General features: G+C 75.7%; 12 protein-coding genes and 1 pseudogene. All 13 read right to left on the reverse strand.

Features of this window, described 5'->3' with window-relative positions; translation table 11 throughout:
• Positions 1 to 222: 222 nt before the first annotated feature.
• Positions 223 to 3,606, reverse strand: a complete 3,384-nt coding sequence (locus ACIP5O_RS05140) for an FtsX-like permease family protein (protein WP_401288749.1) — start codon at positions 3,604 to 3,606, stop codon at positions 223 to 225.
• Positions 3,607 to 3,793: 187 nt separating this feature from the next.
• Positions 3,794 to 4,198 (reverse strand): globin, encoded by a 405-nt coding sequence (locus tag ACIP5O_RS05145; RefSeq protein ID WP_401288752.1) that lies wholly within the window; start codon positions 4,196 to 4,198, stop codon positions 3,794 to 3,796.
• Positions 4,199 to 4,270: 72 nt separating this feature from the next.
• Positions 4,271 to 5,347: pseudogene (locus tag ACIP5O_RS05150) on the reverse strand (FHA domain-containing protein); the annotation flags it as partial.
• 593 nt (positions 5,348 to 5,940) lie between these two features.
• Positions 5,941 to 7,263 carry a VWA domain-containing protein gene (locus ACIP5O_RS05155; protein ID WP_401288754.1) on the reverse strand — a complete coding sequence of 441 codons (1,323 nt, stop codon included), beginning with the start codon at positions 7,261 to 7,263 and terminating at the stop codon, positions 5,941 to 5,943.
• Positions 7,264 to 7,333: 70 nt separating this feature from the next.
• On the reverse strand, positions 7,334 to 8,659 hold the full coding sequence (locus tag ACIP5O_RS05160) for a PP2C family serine/threonine-protein phosphatase (protein ID WP_401288757.1): 1,326 nt from the start codon (positions 8,657 to 8,659) through the stop codon (positions 7,334 to 7,336).
• A gap of 2 nt (positions 8,660 to 8,661) precedes the next feature.
• Positions 8,662 to 11,193, reverse strand: a complete 2,532-nt coding sequence (locus ACIP5O_RS05165) for a tetratricopeptide repeat protein (protein WP_401289350.1) — start codon at positions 11,191 to 11,193, stop codon at positions 8,662 to 8,664.
• 59 nt (positions 11,194 to 11,252) lie between these two features.
• Positions 11,253 to 12,557, reverse strand: a complete 1,305-nt coding sequence (locus ACIP5O_RS05170) for a hypothetical protein (protein WP_401288759.1) — start codon at positions 12,555 to 12,557, stop codon at positions 11,253 to 11,255.
• Between the two features lie 60 nt (positions 12,558 to 12,617).
• Complete coding sequence (locus ACIP5O_RS05175; RefSeq protein WP_401288761.1) at positions 12,618 to 13,664, reverse strand: glutamate ABC transporter substrate-binding protein; 1,047 nt, start codon at positions 13,662 to 13,664, stop codon at positions 12,618 to 12,620.
• A gap of 11 nt (positions 13,665 to 13,675) precedes the next feature.
• The gene (locus tag ACIP5O_RS05180; RefSeq protein ID WP_401288764.1) at positions 13,676 to 15,118 is read right to left on the reverse strand and encodes a hypothetical protein; all 1,443 of its coding nucleotides are present in this window, start codon (positions 15,116 to 15,118) and stop codon (positions 13,676 to 13,678) included.
• A 335-nt stretch (positions 15,119 to 15,453) separates the two neighbouring features.
• Positions 15,454 to 16,452 (reverse strand): N-acetylglucosamine kinase, encoded by a 999-nt coding sequence (locus tag ACIP5O_RS05185; RefSeq protein WP_401288766.1) that lies wholly within the window; start codon positions 16,450 to 16,452, stop codon positions 15,454 to 15,456.
• Complete coding sequence (locus ACIP5O_RS05190; RefSeq protein ID WP_401288768.1) at positions 16,443 to 17,708, reverse strand: 6-phospho-beta-glucosidase; 1,266 nt, start codon at positions 17,706 to 17,708, stop codon at positions 16,443 to 16,445. Before ACIP5O_RS05190 ends, ACIP5O_RS05185 begins: the two co-directional genes overlap by 10 nt.
• 7 nt (positions 17,709 to 17,715) lie before the next feature.
• Entirely contained in the window at positions 17,716 to 18,591 is an 876-nt protein-coding gene (locus ACIP5O_RS05195) for a carbohydrate ABC transporter permease (RefSeq protein ID WP_401288771.1), read from the reverse strand.
• A 3-nt stretch (positions 18,592 to 18,594) separates the two neighbouring features.
• On the reverse strand, positions 18,595 to 19,593 hold the full coding sequence (locus ACIP5O_RS05200) for a carbohydrate ABC transporter permease (protein WP_401288774.1): 999 nt from the start codon (positions 19,591 to 19,593) through the stop codon (positions 18,595 to 18,597).
• Positions 19,594 to 19,597 lie beyond the last annotated feature (4 nt).

The following is a 19,597-nucleotide window of genomic DNA, read 5'->3' on the forward strand; positions in this document are numbered from 1 at the left end:
TCGCGCCGGGACCCTGCGTCCCTCCCGGGCCGGAGGCCCTGTCCGGTGCCTGGTCCGGAGACCCGTTCGCGTCGGAACCCGGCACCCCTCCCGGGCCGGAGGGTCCGCCCGGAGCGGAGGAACTTCCCGGGTCGGAGGCCCTGTCCGGTGCCTGGTCCGGAGACCCGTCCGCGTCGGGGCCCCGGGACCCGCCCCTCGTCTCGTCCTCCCCGCGCGCCGGCATCAGCTCGCCCCCTGGTGGCGCAGGGTCACGACCGGGTCCGTGCGGCGCAGGGCGATCACGGCGACGATGGCCAGGGGGAGGGCGGCGACCCCGGCGACGAGCAGGGCGACCCGGGCGAGGGGGAGTTCCACCAGGACCGGCGGGACGGGGCGGGCGGCCTGGCCGGTGAGGACGACGAGCGGGACGACCGCCCGGGCCAGGACCGTGCCGAGCCCGATGCCGACGAGCAGGCCGATGCCGATGAGCAGCCCCTGTTCGGCGGCGATCAGCCGGGCGAGGCGCCGCTGCGGCGTGCCGAGCGCCCGCAGCACCCCGAACTCGGCGGACCGCTCCCGCATCGCACCGGCCGAGCCGACCGCGAAGCCGACGGCGGCGAGCGCGGCGGCGGCCGCGGCCACCGCCATCAGGGCCGCGTTGGGGCCCGCGCCGAGCGGGTCGCCGAGGAGTTCGGCGGCCATCTCGTCGCGTACGAGCACCTGGGTCGGGTCCGCGTCGGGGCGGGCCCGCAGGGCGGCGGCGACCTCGGCCGTCCTCCCCGGGGCGGTGGTCAGCCACCACTCGGTGGCCGGCACGGTCAGGGTCCCGTCGCCGGACCCGGCCAGGTACCGGTTGACGGTGACCAGGTCGACGAGGACCGCGCCGCCGTCCGCCGGGGCGGTCACCGACGGGCCGGCGGAGGCCGTCGGGGCGGCCGGCCCGGTGGTCGGCAGCTCCTCGACCACCCGGTCGACGACGACGGGGACCCGCAGGCCGTCGACGGTGACCTCCACGGTGTCGCCGGGCCCGTCGCCGGTCGCCGTCATGAAGGCCCGGGTCGCCACGGCGGGCAGCCGCGCGGGCGGTTTCGGCGCGGGGGCCTCCATCCGCAGGGCGTACTCCTTCGGTGCCGGATAGCTGTCGTCGTCATCGTCGTGCGTGCCGTCGACCCCGAACGAGACGGCGTACGGGGCGGGGCCGCCGGTTCCGGCCGGGCCCGGGTCGCCGGCCGCGGTGCCGCTCTTCCGTCCCCCGTCGCTCTCGGTCTGCTCGACGCCGGACGACCAGCCGACGAGGACCTCCGCGGGGGAGTGCGTCCGCGTGCCGCCGTCCGCCCCGGTGGTGGCGAGGCGTTCGACCCGGACGGTACGGATGTGGTGCGGCTTCTCCACGATCCGGCCGTCGAGCTCCAGGCCGGTGAGGGTGAGCAGGCCGTCGGAGCCGCGACCGCCGTCGCCGCCGGACGCGCCGGTGCCGGACGCCCCGGTGAGGGCGCCGAGGTCGAGGGTCAGCCGGTGGGCGCGGTCGTCGGAGGGCAGGGTGCCCAGGGCCTGCCGGTACGGGACGCCGCTCGGGTCCTCCAGGAGGGCCGTGACCCGGGAGGCCCCGCTGCCCGCCGGTGCGGCGGCCCGCAGGTCCACGGTGAGCGCGCGGGTCCCGGCGGGGAGCGCGAGCCCGGGGCGCGGGCCGCCCTCCGGGGCCAGCGGGGCGAGGAGCGAGGGGGCCGTGGTGCCGGCGAGGTCGGGGCGCAGGAGCAGGCCGCCCGCGGCCTCGCGGGTGTCCACGGCGAGGACGGTGGCGTTCCGGCCGGACACGTCCGTGGTGGCGCGGTGCACGGCCGCCACGGCCGCGACGCCCGGCACGGCGCCCAGGCGCTCGGTCTGCGTGGCCTCGGCGGGGCCGGGGCTCAGGACGCGGACGTCCGTACCGGCCCGGAAGTCGGCCTGGTCGCGCTGCGAACGCTCCCACGAGCCGCTCTGCCCGATGGCCAGCATCCCCATCGCCACGGCGAGGACGAGCAGGAGGACGGGGCCCGCGCCCCGCAGCGGCCGGCGGCTGAACTGCCAGCCGGCGAGGGCGGCGGAGAGCCCGCGCCCGGCGGCCGCGCGCCGCTCGGCCAGCCTGGCGGCGGGCGGCAGCAGCCGCAGCGTCAGGACGGTCCCGGCGAGCAGGGCGAGGGCGGGCGCGGCGACGAGCACGGGGTCGATCGAGCCCCCGCCGTCCCCGTCCGCGCCGAGGGTGCCGCCCGCGGCGGCGGGCCGCTGGAGCTGCCAGTACGCGACGGCCGCGACGGCGAGCAGACCGAGGTCCGCCCCGGCCCGCACCGGACCGGGCAGCGACGCCGAGCGGGCCTTGCGCAGCGAGACGGCCGCGTCGTCCCCGGCGGCGAGCGCGGGTGCCACGACGGCCGCCGCGCAGCACAGCGCCACCACGGCCGCGACCAGCCACACCGGGAGCGAGGGCGAGGTGTCGAGCCGCACCCCGAGCGAGGAGAGGGCGGACCGCTCGGCGAAGAGCCGGGTCAGCGGCCCGGACAGGAGCGGGGCCGCGAGCGCCGCCGGCAGGGCGAGCAGCAGGGCCTCGGCGGCGGCGAGCCCGGCGATCCGGCGCCGCGAGCCGCCGCGCGCCCGCAGCAGGGCCGTCTCGCCGGAGCGCTCGGTGCTGAGCAGCCGGGCGACGAGCAGCAGCGCGTACGCGGCGAGCAGCACCAGCTGCACGGCGACGATCAGCAGGGTCGAGCGGGAGACGAGCAGGGCCCGCCCGGTCCGGTCGAGGACGGCCGGCAGCGCGGTGGACGCCGAGACCGTCGCGCCGAACGCCGCCCGGTTCTCGGCCAGCGCCTTCGGGCCCTCGGTCGCGGCGGCGCGCAGGGCGTCCATCCGGTCCGTGGTGAAGCCGGTGAAGTCGGCGGTGCCGAGCCAGGAGGTGTCGCCGGGGCTCAGCGCCCCGGAGGCGAGGACGGCCGGGTCGGCGAGCAGCGGCCCGTACGTCGTGAACGCGACCGTCCGCACGCCCCGCCCGCCCGCCTGGTCGAGTTGCCAGTAGAGGTCGGCGGTGTCGACGGGCCGGTAGACGCCGGTGATCCGGGCCTTCAGCCGCCGGTCGGTGAGCCGGTCGGTGAGGTCGAGCACGGTGCCGGGGCCGACCTTCAGGCGCCGGGCCGCCTCCTCGGGCAGCGCCGTCTCGACCGTGCCGCCGGTCCGGGCGGCCGAGGGCCAGGCGCCCCGGACGAGGGCGAGCCGCGAGCGGTCGAGCGCGGCGAAGTGGGTGAGGTCGGGATCGCCCTTGCGGGCGGCGGCCGGCTGGAGGCTCCGGGGCAGGGCGTACGGCCCCGAGCGTTCGAGCCGCAGCACGGTCACCGGCAGCCCGTCGAAGGACGCCCGCATCCCGTCGCGCACGGCGGCGTCGGCACCGGCCCGCTTCCCGGGGGCCACCTGTCCGCCGACGAGGAGCGAGGCGGCGGCCGCGGACCGGCCGCGCAGGCCCGCCTGGAGGGCGGCGTCCCCGATCGCGCCGGAGAAGGCGGCGAGGGTGGCGAGGACCGTGGTGGTCAGGAGCACGGAGAGCAGCGCGGCGGCGAGCAGCAGCCGGTGCGCCCTGACACGCAGAAATACGAACCCCGTCACCCGTCCCCCTGGCCGCCCTGATCACGGTGTGCGCGTCGAACGCATTCCGAACGCCCCCGAAACTCCTTACGGATGCTTTCAGAGTCCACGTACGGCTGGAAACCGCTTGCGGGCGCACCTTGACCCGATCGTGACCGTTATCCGGTGTCCCGGCTCCGGAATGCGTCACTCCGGGAGGGGGAGGCGGCTACCCCGCCGTGTTCACCATCGAGGCGGCGGCGTAGGTGAAGTACCGCCACAGCTCCGCCTCGTACGCGGGGGCGAGGTCCAGCTCGTCCAGGGCGGTCCGCATGTGGCGGAGCCAGGCGTCGTGGGCGGCCCGGTCCACGGTGAACGGGGCGTGGCGCATCCGGAGGCGGGGGTGGCCCCGGCGGTCGCTGTAGGTGCGGGGCCCGCCCCAGTACTGGATCAGGAAGAGGGCGAAGCGCTCCTCGGCGGGGCCGAGGTCCTCCTCGGGGTACATCGGGCGCAGCAGCGGGTCCTCCGCGACGCCCTCGTAGAAGCGGTGGACGAGACGGCGGAACGTCTCCTCGCCGCCGACCTGCTCGTAGAAGGTCCGCTCCTGTGCCGTTTCCCCGGGAATCTCGCTCACCGCTCCATCGTCTCAGATGCCCCGGCCTAGGACCGGAGGTCCAGGACCCCCGGCCCCGGCCCCTTCGCGGGGTCAGTCCTGGCGGATCGTGATCGTGGTCCAGGCGCCGACGTGCACCCGGTCGCCGTCCTGGAGCTGGACGGGGACGTAGGGCTGGATCGGCTCCTCACCGCCGTTGATCGTGGTGCCGTTGGTGGAGTTCTGGTCCACCACCGCCCACGAGCCGTCCGGCTGCTGCACCAGGACCGCGTGCTGGTGCGAGACCCCCGGGTCCTCCGGCGGCACCGACAGGTCGATGTCGGGGGACTCGCCGGTGGAGTGCCGACGGCGGCCGATGGAGATCTGGTTGCCCTGGAGCGGCAGGTGCTTGTCCGGGGAGTACGCGGGCAGGTTCAGGCCCGTGGCCTCCGGACCGCTGCGCTGCATCATCGCCATGAAGTACGCGCGGTCGGGACCGACGACCGCGCTCCAGCTCCGGGGCGCCTGCGGCGGCTGCGGCTGGAACTGCTGCGGAGGCGGCTGGGGCGCCTGGTGCTGCTGGGGCGGCGGTCCCTGGTGCTGCGGGGGCGCCTGCGGCGGCTGGTGCTGCGACGGCGGCGGCAGGAGCCAGTCGTCGTCCGCACGCGGCTGCGGCGGCGCGGGCGGCGCCGGAGCCTGGGCGGGCGCCTGGAGGTACGAGGGCGGCGCCTGCTGCTGGGACGGCTGCGGAGGCCCCGACGGCTGGTGCGGCTGGTGCGGCTGCTCCTGCGGGCGCTGCTGCTGCGGCGGGGCCTGGTGGTGGGTGGGCTCGGCGCCGAGCGGCTCGGCGGGCCGGTTCACCTGCGAGGGCCGCGAGCCCTGGTACCCGAACGGGTCCGGCTGCTGCGGGGCCCCCGGCGGCGGGGTCCGGAAGCCCGGCGGCAGGTTCAGGCCGGGCGGCGGACCGGGCTGGCGCGGCGGGAGGTTGGACGGGGCCACCGGCGTGTACGAGGTCGCCGTGTTCGTGAGGAAGTTCCAGCGGCACTCCTCGCAGAAGGGCGCCATGTGCTCGCGCGGCGTGCGGCACTGCGGGCACAGCTCCGCCTGGGCGGTGGCGTTCGGATCACCACCGGACCCGAAGCCGCCGGGGACGGGGGGACGGTTCGGGTCGCCGGGGCCGTTCGGACCGCCGTGAGCACCGGGACCGTTCGGGTCGCCGTACGGGCCCGGACCGCCGGGCGCGCCAGGGCCACCGGGGGCACCCGGACCGTTCGGACCGCCATGACCGCCATGACCGCCATGAGTACCGGGACCGTTCGGCCCGCCGTACGGACCGGGACCGCCGGGCGCGCCAGGGCCGCCCGGATTGCCGTACGGGCCCGGACCACCGGGACCGCCCGGACCGCCGTACGGACCCGGACCACCAGGAGCCCCCGGACCACCAGGAGCCCCCGGACCACCGGGGCCGCCCGGACCGTTCGGGCCGCCGGGAGCACCGGGTCCGCCGTGGGCACCCGGGCCGCCGGGCGCGCCCGGCGGAGGGCCCGCCGGAGGCTGACCGGGGCCGCCAGGGCCACCGGGACCGCCCGGGCCACCGGGGCCGGGGTATCCGTACGCGGGGGGCGGCGGCGGGGGAGGCGGCGGTACGGCACCCGTCGGCGCACCCGCCCCGGCCATGAGATGGCCGCAGACCTCGCACCAGTCGTCGGAGACCGACTGGTGTCCGTTCGGGCAGGTCGGCATGTCGGTGCTTCCCCCTCTCGTCGTCCGGCCCGGTGGCCGGGCTACCTCTTGACGCGAACGGTCTTCGTGGAGCGGGTCTCGAGTGTCATCTCGTCCGCTTCGGCGACCTTCGCCTTCAAACGCACAGTACCCGCCACCGCGTCGACCACGTCGACCACCTTCGAAAGCAGTTTCGCCGTATCCGCGTTGCCGGAGGCCGCCGCGAGCTGCACGGCACGCCCCAGTTTGGCCGTCGCGCCGTCGTGATCGCCCGATTTGCGGGCATCCAGGCCCTCCTGGATGGCGTCCGCCAGCTCGGCCTGGCCCGTGTAGTGCGCCACCTGCGGGTTGATCGCCGTAGACATCGCCAGGTCGTCCGTCCACACCGCCCGTACCAGCCCTTGGGACAGCGGGCGCGCGTCGCCGCCCGCCGGGTCCGGGGCGATCAGGGAGACCCGGGCGGCGAGCATCTCCTGGCCGACCGCGGCCCGCGGCACCCGCACGCTCACGTGGTAGTCGCGGGACTCGTCGCCCCACGAGCCCGTCGGGTAGTCCCCGGCGCGCGGCCCGGCGTCGGCGCGCCGCCCGGTGAGGTCCTCGACCGTCGGCGCCACCTGCTTCACGAACGCGATCTCGACCCCGACCGGGGTCCACAGGCGCAGCGCGACGTCCGCCACGCCCTTGCCCATCGCCTGCTCCATCATCGCCGTGAAGTCGGCCGCGAGACCGGCCGGGTCGGCGACGATGTCGGCGGTGCCGAGGAGCGCCGAGGCGATCCCGGTGACCTCCTTGACCTCCCAGTCGGTGCCGACCCCGCGCGCGTCGCAGGTGAACCGGCCCGCGCAGGCGTCGAGCGCGGCCCGCAGCTCCTCCGGGGACTCGTGCTCGTTGCGCCCGTCGGTGAGCAGGACGCCGTGCCGGATGGTGAGGTCGGCGGAGGAGAGCAGCCGGTCCGCGAGGCGCAGCCAGGTGCCGATCGCCGTGCCGCCGCCCGCGGAGAGCCGGCGCAGCGCCTCCTTGGCCTCGGCCCGGGTGCGGGCGTCGGCGACGGCGAGCCGTCCGTTCCCCGGGTAGACCTCCTTCGCCACGTGCGTGCCGGCGACGACGGCGAAGGAGGTGCCGTCGCGCAGGGTGTCGACGGCGGCGGCGGTCGCCTCCCGCGCCCCGCGCATCTTGGTGGCCGGGTAGTCCATCGAGCCGGAGCAGTCGACCATGATCACGACACCGGCCGCACCGTGGCCGCCCGCGCCCGCGCCGAGGGCGCCGCCCCCGGTCGAGGTGACCGTGACGATCGCGCTCACGTCCCGGCCGCCCTCCGGCAGGAACTCGTTCTGGTACACGTCCACCGAGAACCGGGGCGCGGTCGGCTTGGAGAAGTTCGCCATGAGTTCGGCTCCTCGGGCAACGGCGACAGGGCAACGACGGGGGAGTGGAGGGACGGGGCCGGCGACCGGCTCAGGCGGATCCCGCCCCTTGCGGGGGGACGGCGAACGGGACGAGCGCGACCGTGATGTTGTCGTGGCCCCCGCCGTCCAGGGCGTGCCCGACCAGGACCCGGGCACTGTGCAGCGGGCGGTCCGCCGCGTCGGACGGGACGACCCGGGCCATGTCCTCGGGGCCCTCCGCGTAGTTCCACAGGCCGTCCGTGCAGACCACCACCACGCCGGAGCGGTCCGGCTTGAACGCGACGGTGTGCGGGTCCAGTTCGTACGCGTCGGCGCCGAGCCAGCCGGTGATCGCGTGGGCGCGCTCGTCCGCGTACGCCTCGGCCTCGCTCATCAGGCCCGCCGCGACCATCTGCGCGGCCCACGAGTCGTCCTCGGTGAGCCGGGCGGCCGGGGTGGCGCGGTCGTCCGGCACCCAGTAGGCACGGCTGTCGCCGACCCAGCCCACGACGAGCAGGCCGTCCGCGACGACGGAGCCGACGATGGTGCACGCGGGCGCGTTGCGGTGGGGGTCGCCCTCCCCGGCCGGCTCCGCGAGGGAGTTGACGGCCTGGGAGGCGGCGACGATCGCCTCGTGCATCGCCTGCTGCGGGTGCGTGCCCCGGGGCAGCGCGGCGCACAGCGCGGCGCCGGCCGCCTCCGCGGCGGCGGCGGAGGCCTCGTCGGGGCGGGTCGCCGAGGAGACGCCGTCGCAGACGACGGCGAGGGTGGCGGGGGAGCCGTCGGGCAGGGTGGTCGAGGAGACGGCGAACGCGTCCTCGTTGCGGTGGTGGCGCAGCCCCCGGTCGCTGACGGCGGCCACGCCGCCGAGCTCCCGTTCCATGTGGTCGCGCTCGCGGGGCTGCGCGTGCCCGCAGTTCTCGCAGTACCCGTCGGTGTCCACCCGCCCGGCCCGGCAGGCCACGCAGAGCCCGACGGGCGCCGCCGCCGGATTCGGGGCCGGGGCCTGGGCCTGGGCCGACGCCGGTACGGGCGCGGGGGCCGGGGCCGGGTCGTCGACCCGTACGGCGGCCCGGGGATCGGGCGCGGCCAGCTCGAAGTCCCCGGCGGCGGGGGCACCGGGCGCCGGCAGGTCGTGGCCGCCCGAGTCGGTGCCCGGCAGGTCGCCGGGGTGCTGGGTCATGGTCGAGAGCGATCCGGGCTCGCGCGGCGGGGCGTCCGGCCAGCTCACCGGGGTGCCGATCGCCACGGTCGGGCGGTCGGGACCGGTCTCGGCGGCCGGCGCGGCCGACAGGTCGTAGCCGCACGCGCCGCAGAACCGGTCACCCGACTCCAGCGGCTCCGCGCAGCCCGGGCACGCGGCGAGTCCGTGCGACGGCTTCGGCTTCTGGGACATCCTCACACCCACGTCCGGGGGCGGAAGCGGTTGGCACGCTCCACCAGTTCGATCCTTTCCCCGCCCTGCTGGGCGAGCCGGGCCAGCACCCGGTACGCGCGTTCGAGGCCGAAGCGCAGTCCGCGCTCGTCCAGTTCGCTCCCGAGCAGCAGCGCGCCGCCGCCCGGTGCCGCACCGGGACTCCCGGAGAGTACCCAGTCGAGGGCCGTTCCGAGGACCTCCGTCGACAACCGCTCCCGGCGCACCGCGTCCAGACCGAAGCCCTGGAGCGCCGAGACCTGCGCGGCGGCCGCCGTCAGGTCGGCGCCGAGCGGCTCGGACGGGAGGCGCCGCCGCAGCCGCGCCCGCACGGCCGCGACCCGGGCCGCCGTGTAGTGGATCGACGCCTCGGGCACGGACTCCAGGGCCCGTACGGCTCCGGCGCGGTCGCCCGTCGCGAGCCGCACCCGGGCGAGGCCGAAGGCCGCGCTGACGAAACCGGGGTCGGTCGTCCACACCAGGCGGTAGTACTCGGCGGCGTTGTCGAGCTGGCCGAGGACCTCGGCGCAGATCCCCAGGGCCAGCTTCGGCGCCGGCTCGCCCGGGAAGGCGTCGTACACCGCGTCGAAGGCGAGCGCCGCGTGCTCGTGGTCCCCGGTCACCAGCGAGGCCACGCCCCGGTACCAGACGACCCGCCAGTCGTCCGGGTCCCGCTCCTCCAGACCGGCGAGGGTCCGGGCGGCGGCCGGCAGGTCCCGCAGCTCCAGCTGGGCCCGCAGGGTGCGGAGCCGCAGCTCGACCGAGGGCGCGGGCGCGGCCTGGAGCGCCCCGAGCAGCTCGCCCGGCGCGGCGGCGGCCAGACCGGCGAGGAAACCGGCGTTGGGGTCGGCGGGGGAGACGTGCGGCACGGGCAGCGCGAGCGCGGTGGCGGGCGCGTCGAGCGACGCGAGCAGCCCCCCGAGCCCGGCCCCCGGCCCGAACCCCGTCACAGGCCCGACCCCCGGCCCCGGCCCGGCTCCCGTCCCCGGCACGGCCGCCGCACCGGCGGCGCCCCCCGGCCCGGACAGCGCCTTCCGGCCCCTCCCGCCCCTCCGGACCCGCCGGGCCCCCAGCAGGGACACGTCCTCGGTCGGTTCGGCGAACAGCTCCGTGTCCGTGACCCGCACCTCCGTGCCGAACAGCGTCGACAGCGCCGGCCGCGGCCGCCCCGACTGGACCGCCACCACCTCCCGCAGCACGCCCGTCAGCTGCTCGGCCATCTCCTGAGCGGAGGCGAACCGGCGCGCCGGATCCGGGTCGGTGGCGCGGACCAGGAAGCGGTAGAACGACTCGTACGTCCGGAAGACCGCGATGTTCTCCGGGTCGGGCAGCGAGTCCGCGAAGACGTTCGTGTAGCCCTGGAAGTCGAAGGTCATCACGGCCAGCGTGCGCGCCACCGTGTACAGGTCGCTGGCCACCGAGGGGCCGACCTCGGCCACCTCCGGCGCCTGGTAGCCGACCGTGCCGTAGATCGCCGACTCGTCGTCGTCCATCCGCCGGACCGCGCCCATGTCGATGAGCTTCAGCTGGTCCTCGGTCTGTATGGCGTTGTCGACCTTGAAGTCGCAGTACAGCAGGTTCCGGCTGTGCAGGTGCCCGAGCGCCTCCAGGGCCTCGATCCCGTACGCGCAGGCCTGCTCCACCGGCAGCGGGTCGCGCCGGCCCTCGGGCGTCCGCCGCCCGTTGGCGATCTCCTTGAGCGACTTGCCGCCGACGTACTCCATGACGATGTAGCCGTCCAGGGAGCCGGTCCGCTGGTCGAGGTGCTCGACGAAGTTGTAGATCCGGACGATGTTGGAGTGCTCGATCTCGGCGAGGAAGCGGCGCTCGGAGATCGCCGCCGCCATGGCGTCCTGGTCGCCGGTGTCGAGCAAGCCCTTGAGGACGACCCAGCGGTCCGAGACGGCCCGGTCGACGGCGAGGTAGACCCAGCCCAGGCCACCGTGCGCGAGACAGCCCGCCACCTCGTACTGGCCGTGGACGATGTCCCCGGCGCGCAGCTTCGGCACGAAGGAGTACGGGTGCCCGCAGCTCGTGCAGAAGCCCTCCGTGCGGCCCGGCCGGTCGCCCCGCGCGCGGCCCACCGGGGCCCCGCAGTCGGAGCGCGAGCAGAACCGCTTGCGCTCGGGGACCTCGGGGTTCTCCATCACCGCGGCCCGCGGGTCGGGGCGCGGCACCTCCGGGATCGAGACCAGGCCCGCGCCGAGCCGGTTCCGGGCGGACTGCCCGGTCGACGTGCCCGAGCTGCGCACCGACACCGAGCGGCCCGTGGACCCCCCGGAGAGCGAGCGCGACAGCCGGCCCGAGACCGACCGGCGCGAGGTCGAGGAGCGGGACGAGGTGCGCGACGAGGCCCGCGAACCGCTCCGCGAGGAACCGGAGTCCGCCCCGCCCGTCCCTGTGCGGGAGGACCGGCCGGGCACGGCCATCCCGGTCGGCGACGAGCCGATCATCCCGCCGGGCGCGACGACCGGCGCGAGCCCGCAGGTGTCGCAGTACAGCTCGCCGCCCCCCATGTCCTCGTACGAGCCCTCGCACGAGGGACGCTGGCAGCTCCCCACGCCCGTCTCCCCGCTCACCACTGCCGTCCTCCCGCGCCTTCCGCGTTCCCCGCGCCCTCCGCGCCCCCGGGGGCGGACAGCACCTCGGCCGCCGCCCGCTGGTAGCGCAGCACCGCCTCCTCCGCGACCCGCAGGTCGCAGGGCGCGCTCCACAGCATCCGCCGGGCCGTGTCGTACCGCTCGACCAGGAGCGGGTCCTCCGCCCCGCCGAGCCGCGCCACCTTCGCCTTGTACGCGTCGAGCCGGCCGCGCAGCTCCGCCCGGACCGCGAGCGGCGCGGTGACCGCCGTCAACGACTCGCGGGCCCGCAGCAGTTCGTCCTCCGCCTCCCGCTCCAGGGAGTCCAGGAGCGGGGAGAGCCGGTGCCACTGGGCGTGCCTGCGGTACTCGGCGGCGGCCACGAGCCGCTCCTGGAGCGCCGTCGGCGGCCCGCTGACGGCCGGCACCTCGGAGGCGGCGATCTTCGCGAGGACCTCGCCGCGCGCGGCCCGCGCCTCGGCGAGCGTCCGGTCCGCCCGCGACAGCACGTCCCGCAGGCGGAGCAGCCGGTCCTCGGAGTCCTGCCGGACCGCGAGGACGGCCTCGATCTCGCGCCGCACGTCCTCCAGGGCCAGCGCGGCCCGGTCGTACCGCCCGGTGTCGGGGCGGCCCCCGCCGGGCGCCGAACTCCCCGCCGCCGGCCGCCAGAAGGCCAGCGGGTCCGTGATCACCTGGGAGCGCAGCAGGCCCAGCTCGGCCGTGATCTCCTCCAGCTCGTCCCCGGCCGGGTGCTCGCCCGGCCGCACGCCCACCGAGTGCGCGAGGGACCGCGTCCGGCCCAGCTCGGCGGCGAGCAGGTCTATCCGGGCGGGCAGCGCCGACCAGACGGCGTCGGCGGTGACCACCAGGTCGAGCGAGGCGGCGTACAGCTCGTTCATCCGCCGGACCAGGCCCTCCAGGGTGAAGCGCTCGGACAGCAGCGCCTCCTCCCCCGCGCCGCCCGGCACGAGGACGCTCTCGCCGCGCAGCCGGTCGGTCAGCTCCACCAGCTCCTCCCGGCCGGGCCAGCGGCGCCGCGCCCGCACCTCACGGGCCTCCCGCAGGGCGTCGGTGTACACGTCGAAGCAGGTCCAGAGCAGGGTGATGGTCCGCTCGGCCACCGCCCAGCGCTCCCGCGTCGTGCCGGTCAGCCCGGCCCCTTCGAGGAGCCTGCGGCCCGCGTGGTCCTGGAGCGCGAGGAGCGAGTCCTCGACCGCCTTGTGCTCGGCGCCGAGCCGCGCCAGCGCACGGTCCACCTCGTCCCGGTCCATCACCGGCCCAGGGGGTCCCGTGACGCCCATCGGTCACCTCTTCCGCCATGTGTACAAGGACTCTTGATGTGCAGGGGCCGCACGCGGCGGCTACTTGTACAGGGGAGCGGGCGGCCCGGATATCCCGGGCAGGTCCTTCTCCAGCCACTGTCTGTACGCCGCCTGCCAGGGGCCCTGCCGGTACCCCACCAGGACGTGGTTGACCCGGCGCACCAGGTCGTCGTTGCCCAGCTTGGCCGCCACCCCGTAGTACTCCTTCGTGAACGGCTTCCCCTTCAGCTCCACCGCCGGGTCCTGGGCGGCCTGGCCGGCCGCGAGGGCGTTGTCGGTGACGACGGCGTCCACCTCGCCCAGCTGGAGCCGGGCCAGGCAGTCCAGCTGGTTGGGGACGGTCAGCAGGTCCTTGTCGTCCTTGGTGCCGTCGCCCTCGTCCTCGAAGACGGCGCCGAAGGAGTTCTCCTCCAGGGCCTCGTGGGCCGTGGAGCCCTCGGCGGTGCAGACCCGCTTGCCGCGCAGCGAGGGGTCGTAGCCGGTGATGTCCGAGCGCTTGGGCGCCAGGACCTGCTGCCCGGCCTGGAAGTAGGCGGTGGAGAAGGCGACCTGCTCGATCCGCTTGCAGTTGATCGTCATGGTGCGCACGACGAGGTCGACCTTGCCGCTGTCCAGGGCGGCGATCCGCTGGTTGGTGGGGATCGCGCGGAAGATCACGGCGTTCTCGTCGCCGAGGACGCCCTTGGCGACGGCCCGGGCGAGGGCGATGTCGAACCCCTCCAGGACGCCCTTCTCCGGGTTCCGGTAGCCCCAGCGGTAGCTGGACTGGTCGACGCCGACGATCAGCTTCCCGCGCTCCTTGACGGCGCGGATCGCCGGCCCGTCCTCCGTGGAGGGCGTGAGGGAGGCCTCCGGGTTCCGGCAGGTGTCCGCCTTGACCTGGACGCCGACACCGGCACCGCCGCCGATGCCGACGCCGCCGACGCCCGCGCCGGGCGCGGCCGCCGCGCCGCCCTCCTCCCGGGCCAGCGGGAGCAGGGTGAGCGAGGCGGTGAGCCCGCAGGCGACGGCCATGGCCGCCACTCCGCCCCAGCCGCGCAGCCGCCGCGCCGCCCGCCGCACCAGCGGCTCCGTGCCCTCGGACATCCCTCCCCCTCTCACCGGTACTCCGACAGTCTGCGGTTGACGCCGAGCACGGCGCCCGCCGCCCCCAGGATCCCGAGGGCCGCCGCGCCCAGGGGCAGCCCCGTCAGGGCGCCCCGGGCGTCCCCGGCGGAGCGGGTGAACTCGGCCTGCTCGTGCGCGAGGGCCCGCTCCAGGGCCGCGTCGACCTGGTCGAAGGACTGCCCGGTGGACCCCTTCGCGCCGACGATCCGGTCGAGCGCGCCCTCGTAGTCGCCGGCGTCGTCCGCGGCCCGCGCCTCCTTGTGGCGCTGCCGCCACTCGCCCGCGCGGGCGGCGGACTCCTCGACGGGGTCCCGGCCCGCGTCGTCGTCGGCGAGCTTCCGCGCCGAGTCGAGCGCCTCCGTCAGGGCGCCCATGCCCGCCGTGTAGTCGGCCTCGTACTTGTCGCCCTTGCCGTCCTCGGTGAGGACGGCGCCCCGGGCGACCACGGTCAGGTTCTCGTTGGCGCGGGCGGTGAGCGAGCTGATCCGGGCCGTGTTGAGGACCTGGAGGGACTCCTGCCCGTGCGCCCGCGCGTCGTCCAGCCCGGTCCGGGCGACGGTGTGCGCGGCGAGCAGCCAGAGCAGGACGGCGGCGGTGGCGGCGGTGGCGGCGAGCAGCCCGTGGTTGAAGACCCGGTGGGTGCGGACGTAGGTGCGGCGCTGGGCCCAGCCGAGGACGGCGAGGGCGACCAGGCCGAGCGCGAGCGAGGCGTGGGGCCGGGCGCGGGCCGCGTCGTCGTCCCGGTGGAGCCGCTCCGTCTCCGCCGCGTACAGCCGCTCGGCGGCGGGCAGCAGGACGGTGGTCATCTGCTGGTTGGCGTACCGCAGATAGGCGCCGCCCAGCGGCAGGCCCTGCCGGTTGGCGGCCCGGGCGCGCTCCACGAGGCCCGTGTAGCGCGGGAGCTGCTCGCCCAGGACGGTGATCTCGCGGGCGGACTCCGGCGAACCGTCCGTGTTCGCCGCGGCCTTGACCAGGAGCCGGGAGGCGGTCGCGATGTCCTTCGCGTACCGCTCGCGCGACGCGGCCGGCTCCAGGGTGCCGGCGAGGAAGCCGCCGGCGGCGGTGGTGTCGGCGTCGGCGAGGGAGCGGTAGAGGGCGGCGGCGTCGGCGCTCAGCGGCTGGCTGCGGCCCACGACGTCGTCGGCGGCGGAGGCCCGGCCGGTGACCTCCAGGGCGGTGACGGCCCCGAACGCGACGACGAGCAGAGCCAGTACGGCCCCGAGGATCTGGAGCCGGCCGGGCTCGGTCGTCGTGGCCGTCCGCAGCCGCTCCCGCCCCACGGCCCAGGCCCCGCGCCCCGCGGGCGGACCGGCGGGCGGCGCGGGCGACGGCCGGACCGGCGACGGCTGCGCGGGCACGCCGACCGGGCGCGCGGGCGCCGGGCCCGTGCTCCGCACCGCCGGTTCGGCCGGCGGGTTCGGCTGCTGTGTCACTTGACCTCCCCCTCGGTCGCTGACAGGAGGGCCCGCCCCGGAGCGCCGGCGGACCGGCCCCGGTGGTGGACCACCCCGGCGAGCAGTATGGCCGCACGGGCCCTTCCGCACACCGGGATTGACTGGATCTTGTTCCTGACGGCTCCTATCGTGCCCCATGCCTCCCCCGTGTCCGCGGGAGAGCCCCCTCACCTTGAATACGTCCCCGGTCCGGGATCGGTTCCGGCCCGGACGTCGCTCGAACAGGTGAACATGCGTGCGGGGCGCCCCGGTCGGACCCACCGGAGACACCCCGCACCCCCACCCCTCACGCCCCGGAGCACACCCGGGCCCGTTCACACCCCGTAGTGCTCCCGCAGCCGCGCCGCGGCCGACGGGTCCGCCGCCCGCTCGTCCAGGGCGAGGAGCCCCGCCCCGAGGACCGGCGGCGCCGTCACGAAGCCGACCGCCGCCTTCGGCGCCCGTACCGCCAGGAGCGCGCGGACACGTTCCTCCAACTGCGGGTGGCGCGCGGCCAGCACGCTGCCGCCCAGCAGCACCGGCGCCGGTTCGTCGAGCAGTCCCAGCCGTCCGAGCGCCACCGACGCCATGGCCACGACCTCCTCCGCCAGCCGGTGCACGAGCGACAGCGCGACCGGATCGCCCGCCGCACTCACCCGGAAGAGCACGGGCGCCAGTTCGTGCCGCCGCTCCATCGGGATCCGGCCCAGGTGCAGGGCCTCGATCAGCGCGTACATCGTCTCCAGGCCGAAGTGCGCGGGCAGCGCCCGCGACAGCTCGGTCGGCCCGCCGCGCCCGTCCTCGCCGCGCGCCGCGCACCACAGGGCCTCGTCGGCCATGCCGCCGCCACCGCCCCAGTCCCCGGAGATCTTCCCGATCGCGGGGAAGCGGGCGGTCCGCCCGTCCGGGGTCATCCCGACGCAGTTGATCCCGGCCCCGCACACCACCGCCACGCCCCGGGGCCCGTCGACCCCGGCCCGCAGGACGGCGAAGGTGTCGTTGTGCACCCGCACGGACCGGCTCCAGCCCCGGGAGAGCACCTCGTCCCGGAGCGCGGCCTCCTCCACGGGCAGGTCGGCGTTGGCGAGACAGGCCGTGACGTGCGCGAACTCCGCCGGCACCCCGGCGTCGGCGCACGCCCGCGCCACGGTCTCCGCGAGCCCGTCCACCGCCGTCGCCACCCCCACCAGCGGGGGCTGGAACCCGCCGCCCCGGGCCGCCCCGAGGACGTGACCGTCCCCGGAGAGGACCGCGACGTCGGTCTTGCTGTTCCCCGCGTCGACCGCGAGGAGCGTCCCCGCGTCCGCCGCGGGGAGGTTCCCGTTCACGCCCACGCGAGGTGCTCCCGGTTGTGCGCGATCAGCCGGTCCGTGAGGCCGTCGGCGTACGCGTACTGCCCGATCAGCGGGTGCGCGAGCAGCGCCTTGAAGACCCGGTCCCGGCCGCCGCGCAGCGCCGCCTCCAGGGCCAGGTCCTCGTAGGCCGTCACGTTCGCGACCAGACCGGCGTACAGCGGGTCCACCGGCGTGACCGGCAGCGGCGCCGCGCCCTCCGGGCCGACCGCCGCCTGCGTCTCGATCACGGCGTCGTCCGGCAGGAACGGCAGCGTGCCGTTGTTGTACGTGTTCACCACCTGGTGCGGCGAACCGCCCCCGCCCAGGAGGGCGGCCGCCAGGTCCACGGCCGCCTCCGAGTAGAAGGCGCCGCCGCGCTTGGCGAGCAGGGCCGGCTTCTCGTCGAGCGCCGGGTCCCCGTACATCTCCAGGAGCTCCTTCTCCATCGCGGCGACCTCGGCGGCCCGCGAGGGCTTCTCGCCCAGCTCCCGCACCACCTCGTCGTGCGCGTAGAAGTAGCGCAGGTAGTACGAGGGGACGACGCCGAGCCGGTCAAGGACCGGGCGCGGCAGCCGCAGGTCGTCCGCGATCGCGTCGCCGTGCTCGGCGAGCAGCCGGGGCAGCACGTTCTCGCCGCCGGGGCCCCCGATCCGTACCGCGCGCTCCCACGTCAGGTGGTTGAGCCCGACGTGGTCCAGGTGCACGTCCGCCGGGGCCACGTCCAGGAGGGCGGCGAACTTGCGCTGGAAGCCGATGGCCACGTTGCACAGGCCGACGGCCCGGTGCCCGGCCTGGAGCAGGGCCCGCGTCACGATGCCGACGGGGTTGGTGAAGTCGATGATCCAGGCGTCCGGGTTGGTGCGCCGGACCCGCTCGGCGATGTCCAGGACCACCGGGACCGTGCGCAGCGCCTTGGCGAGGCCGCCGGCGCCGGTGGTCTCCTGGCCGACGCAGCCGCACTCCAGCGGCCAGGTCTCGTCCTTCTCGCGGGCGGCCTGTCCGCCGACCCGGAGCTGGAGCAGGACGGCGTCGGCGCCCTCGACCCCGGCGTCGAGGTCGGAGGTGGTGGTGATCCGCCCGTCGTGCCCCTGCCTGGCGAAGATCCGCCGGGCGAGTCCGCCGACCAGGTCGAGCCGGTCGGCGGCCGGGTCGACGAGGACGAGTTCGGTGACGGGCAGGGTGTCGCGCAGCCGCGCGAACCCGTCGATCAGTTCGGGGGTGTAGGTGGAACCGCCCCCCACGACAGTGAGCTTCATGTGTGGTTCAGCCCTTCACTCCGGTCAGTGTGACTCCCTCGACGAACGCCTTCTGGGCGAAGAAGAAGACGAGGATCACGGGGGCCATGACCAGGACGGTCGCGGCCATGGTCAGGTTCCAGTCGGTGTGGTGCGCGCCCTTGAAGGACTCCAGGCCGTAGCTCAGGGTCCAGGCGCCGGGGTTCTCGGAGGCGTAGATCTGCGGCCCGAAGTAGTCGTTCCAGCAGTAGAAGAACTGGAAGAGGGCCACGGCGGCGATCCCGGGCCTGGCCATCGGGACCACGATCCTGAGCAGGGTGCGCAGTTCGCCGCACCCGTCGATCCGGGCGGCCTCCACGTACTCGTCGGGGATCGTGAGGAGGAACTGGCGCAGCAGGAAGACGGCGAAGGCGTCCCCGAACGCCATCGGGACGATCAGCGGCCACAGGGTGCCGGAGAGGTCCATCTGCTTCGCCCAGAACAGGTACATGGGGATGATCACGACCTGCGGCGGCAGCATCATCATCGAGATGACGAGCAGCATCGACAGGTGGCGGCCCCGGAAGCGGAACTTGGCGAGCGCGTACGCGACGGGGACCGAGGACACCACGACGAGGACGGTGCCGAGCCCGGCGTACAGCAGGGAGTTGCGCCACCAGGTGAGGAAGCCCTCGGTCTCGAAGACCCGGACGTAGTTGTCCCAGTGCCAGGAGTTCGGCGTCAGGTCCCGGGTGAGCGCCTGCTGGTCGCCCATCAGGGAGGTCAGGAACACGAAGACGAACGGGAGCACGAAGAACAGGGCGGCGGCGACGCCGAGCGCGTGCACGGCGATCCAGTGCAGCAGCGCCTTGCGCCGGGCCCGCTTCCCCTCGGGGGTCGGGGCGGTGGCGGTGAGGGTCGTCATGGTTCAGTCACCCGAGCCGATCAGGCCGCCGCGCCGGCGCATCAGGAGCGCGGTGAAGGCCATGGAGAAGACGAAGAGCACCAGGGCCACCACGCAGGAGGCGCCGTAGTTGAACTGGCTGAAGCCGAGGCTGTAGACGAGCTGCGGCAGGGTGAGCGTGGAGTCGTCCGGGTAGCCGGGGACGAAGGTGGTGCCGGAGCCGCCCATCACGCCCGAGGCGACCTTGGAGGCCACGATCGGCTGCGTGTAGTACTGCGTCGCGCCGATGATCCCGGTGACCACCGCGAAGAGGACGATCGGCGCGATGTTGGGCAGCGTGATGTGCCGGAACCGCTGCCGGGGGGAGGCGCCGTCCAGTTCGGCGGCCTCGTACTGCTCCTTCGGCACGTCGAGCAGCGCGGCCATGAAGATGACCATGAGGTCGCCGACGCCCCACACGGCGAGGGCGGTGAGGGCCGGCTTGGACCAGGCCGGGTCGGTGAACCAGGAGGGGGCGGGCAGCCCGACCGTCTCCAGGAGCGCGTCGACCGGTCCTGTGCCGGGGTTGAGCAGGAAGACGAAGGCGAGCGTGGCGGCCACCGGCGGGGCCAGGTACGGCAGGTAGAAGAGGGTCCGGAAGATCCCGGCACCCGTCTTGATCTTCGTGATCAGCAGGCCGGTGCCGAGGCCGAAGACGACCCGGCAGGCGACCATGACGACGCAGAGCCAGAGGGTGTTGCGCAGGGCCGGCCAGAACTGCGGGAAGTCGGTGAAGACGTACGACCAGTTGTCGAGGCCCCGCCACTCGGGCGGGTTGAGGCCGTCGTACCGCATGAAGGAGAAGTAGACGGTGGAGACGAGCGGATAGACGAAGAAGACGCCGAATCCGATCAGCCAGGGCGACAGGAACGCCAGGGTGCGCAGCGCGTCGCGGCGGCGCCTGGACCGCAGCGTGTTCCGTCCCCCGGGGGAGGGGGCGGCCGGGGCGGCCGTCTCCTTCGCGGGCAGGGTGTCCGTGCTCATGGGC

This window comes from Streptomyces sp. NPDC088915, from assembly GCF_044749825.1.
In the GTDB taxonomy this organism is placed as follows: Bacteria; Actinomycetota; Actinomycetes; order Streptomycetales; family Streptomycetaceae; genus Streptomyces.

Coding starts and splice junctions, on each gene's coding strand:
- ACIP5O_RS05195 (WP_401288771.1), bottom strand. CDS start 18,591: ATGACGACCCTCACCGCCACCGCCCCGACCCCCGAGGGGAAGCGGGCC.
- ACIP5O_RS05160 (WP_401288757.1), bottom strand. CDS start 8,659: ATGTCCCAGAAGCCGAAGCCGTCGCACGGACTCGCCGCGTGCCCGGGC.
- ACIP5O_RS05175 (WP_401288761.1), bottom strand. CDS start 13,664: ATGTCCGAGGGCACGGAGCCGCTGGTGCGGCGGGCGGCGCGGCGGCTG.
- ACIP5O_RS05170 (WP_401288759.1), bottom strand. CDS start 12,557: ATGGGCGTCACGGGACCCCCTGGGCCGGTGATGGACCGGGACGAGGTG.
- ACIP5O_RS05200 (WP_401288774.1), bottom strand. CDS start 19,593: ATGAGCACGGACACCCTGCCCGCGAAGGAGACGGCCGCCCCGGCCGCC.
- ACIP5O_RS05165 (WP_401289350.1), bottom strand. CDS start 11,193: ATGGGGGGCGGCGAGCTGTACTGCGACACCTGCGGGCTCGCGCCGGTC.
- ACIP5O_RS05190 (WP_401288768.1), bottom strand. CDS start 17,708: ATGAAGCTCACTGTCGTGGGGGGCGGTTCCACCTACACCCCCGAACTG.
- ACIP5O_RS05155 (WP_401288754.1), bottom strand. CDS start 7,263: ATGGCGAACTTCTCCAAGCCGACCGCGCCCCGGTTCTCGGTGGACGTG.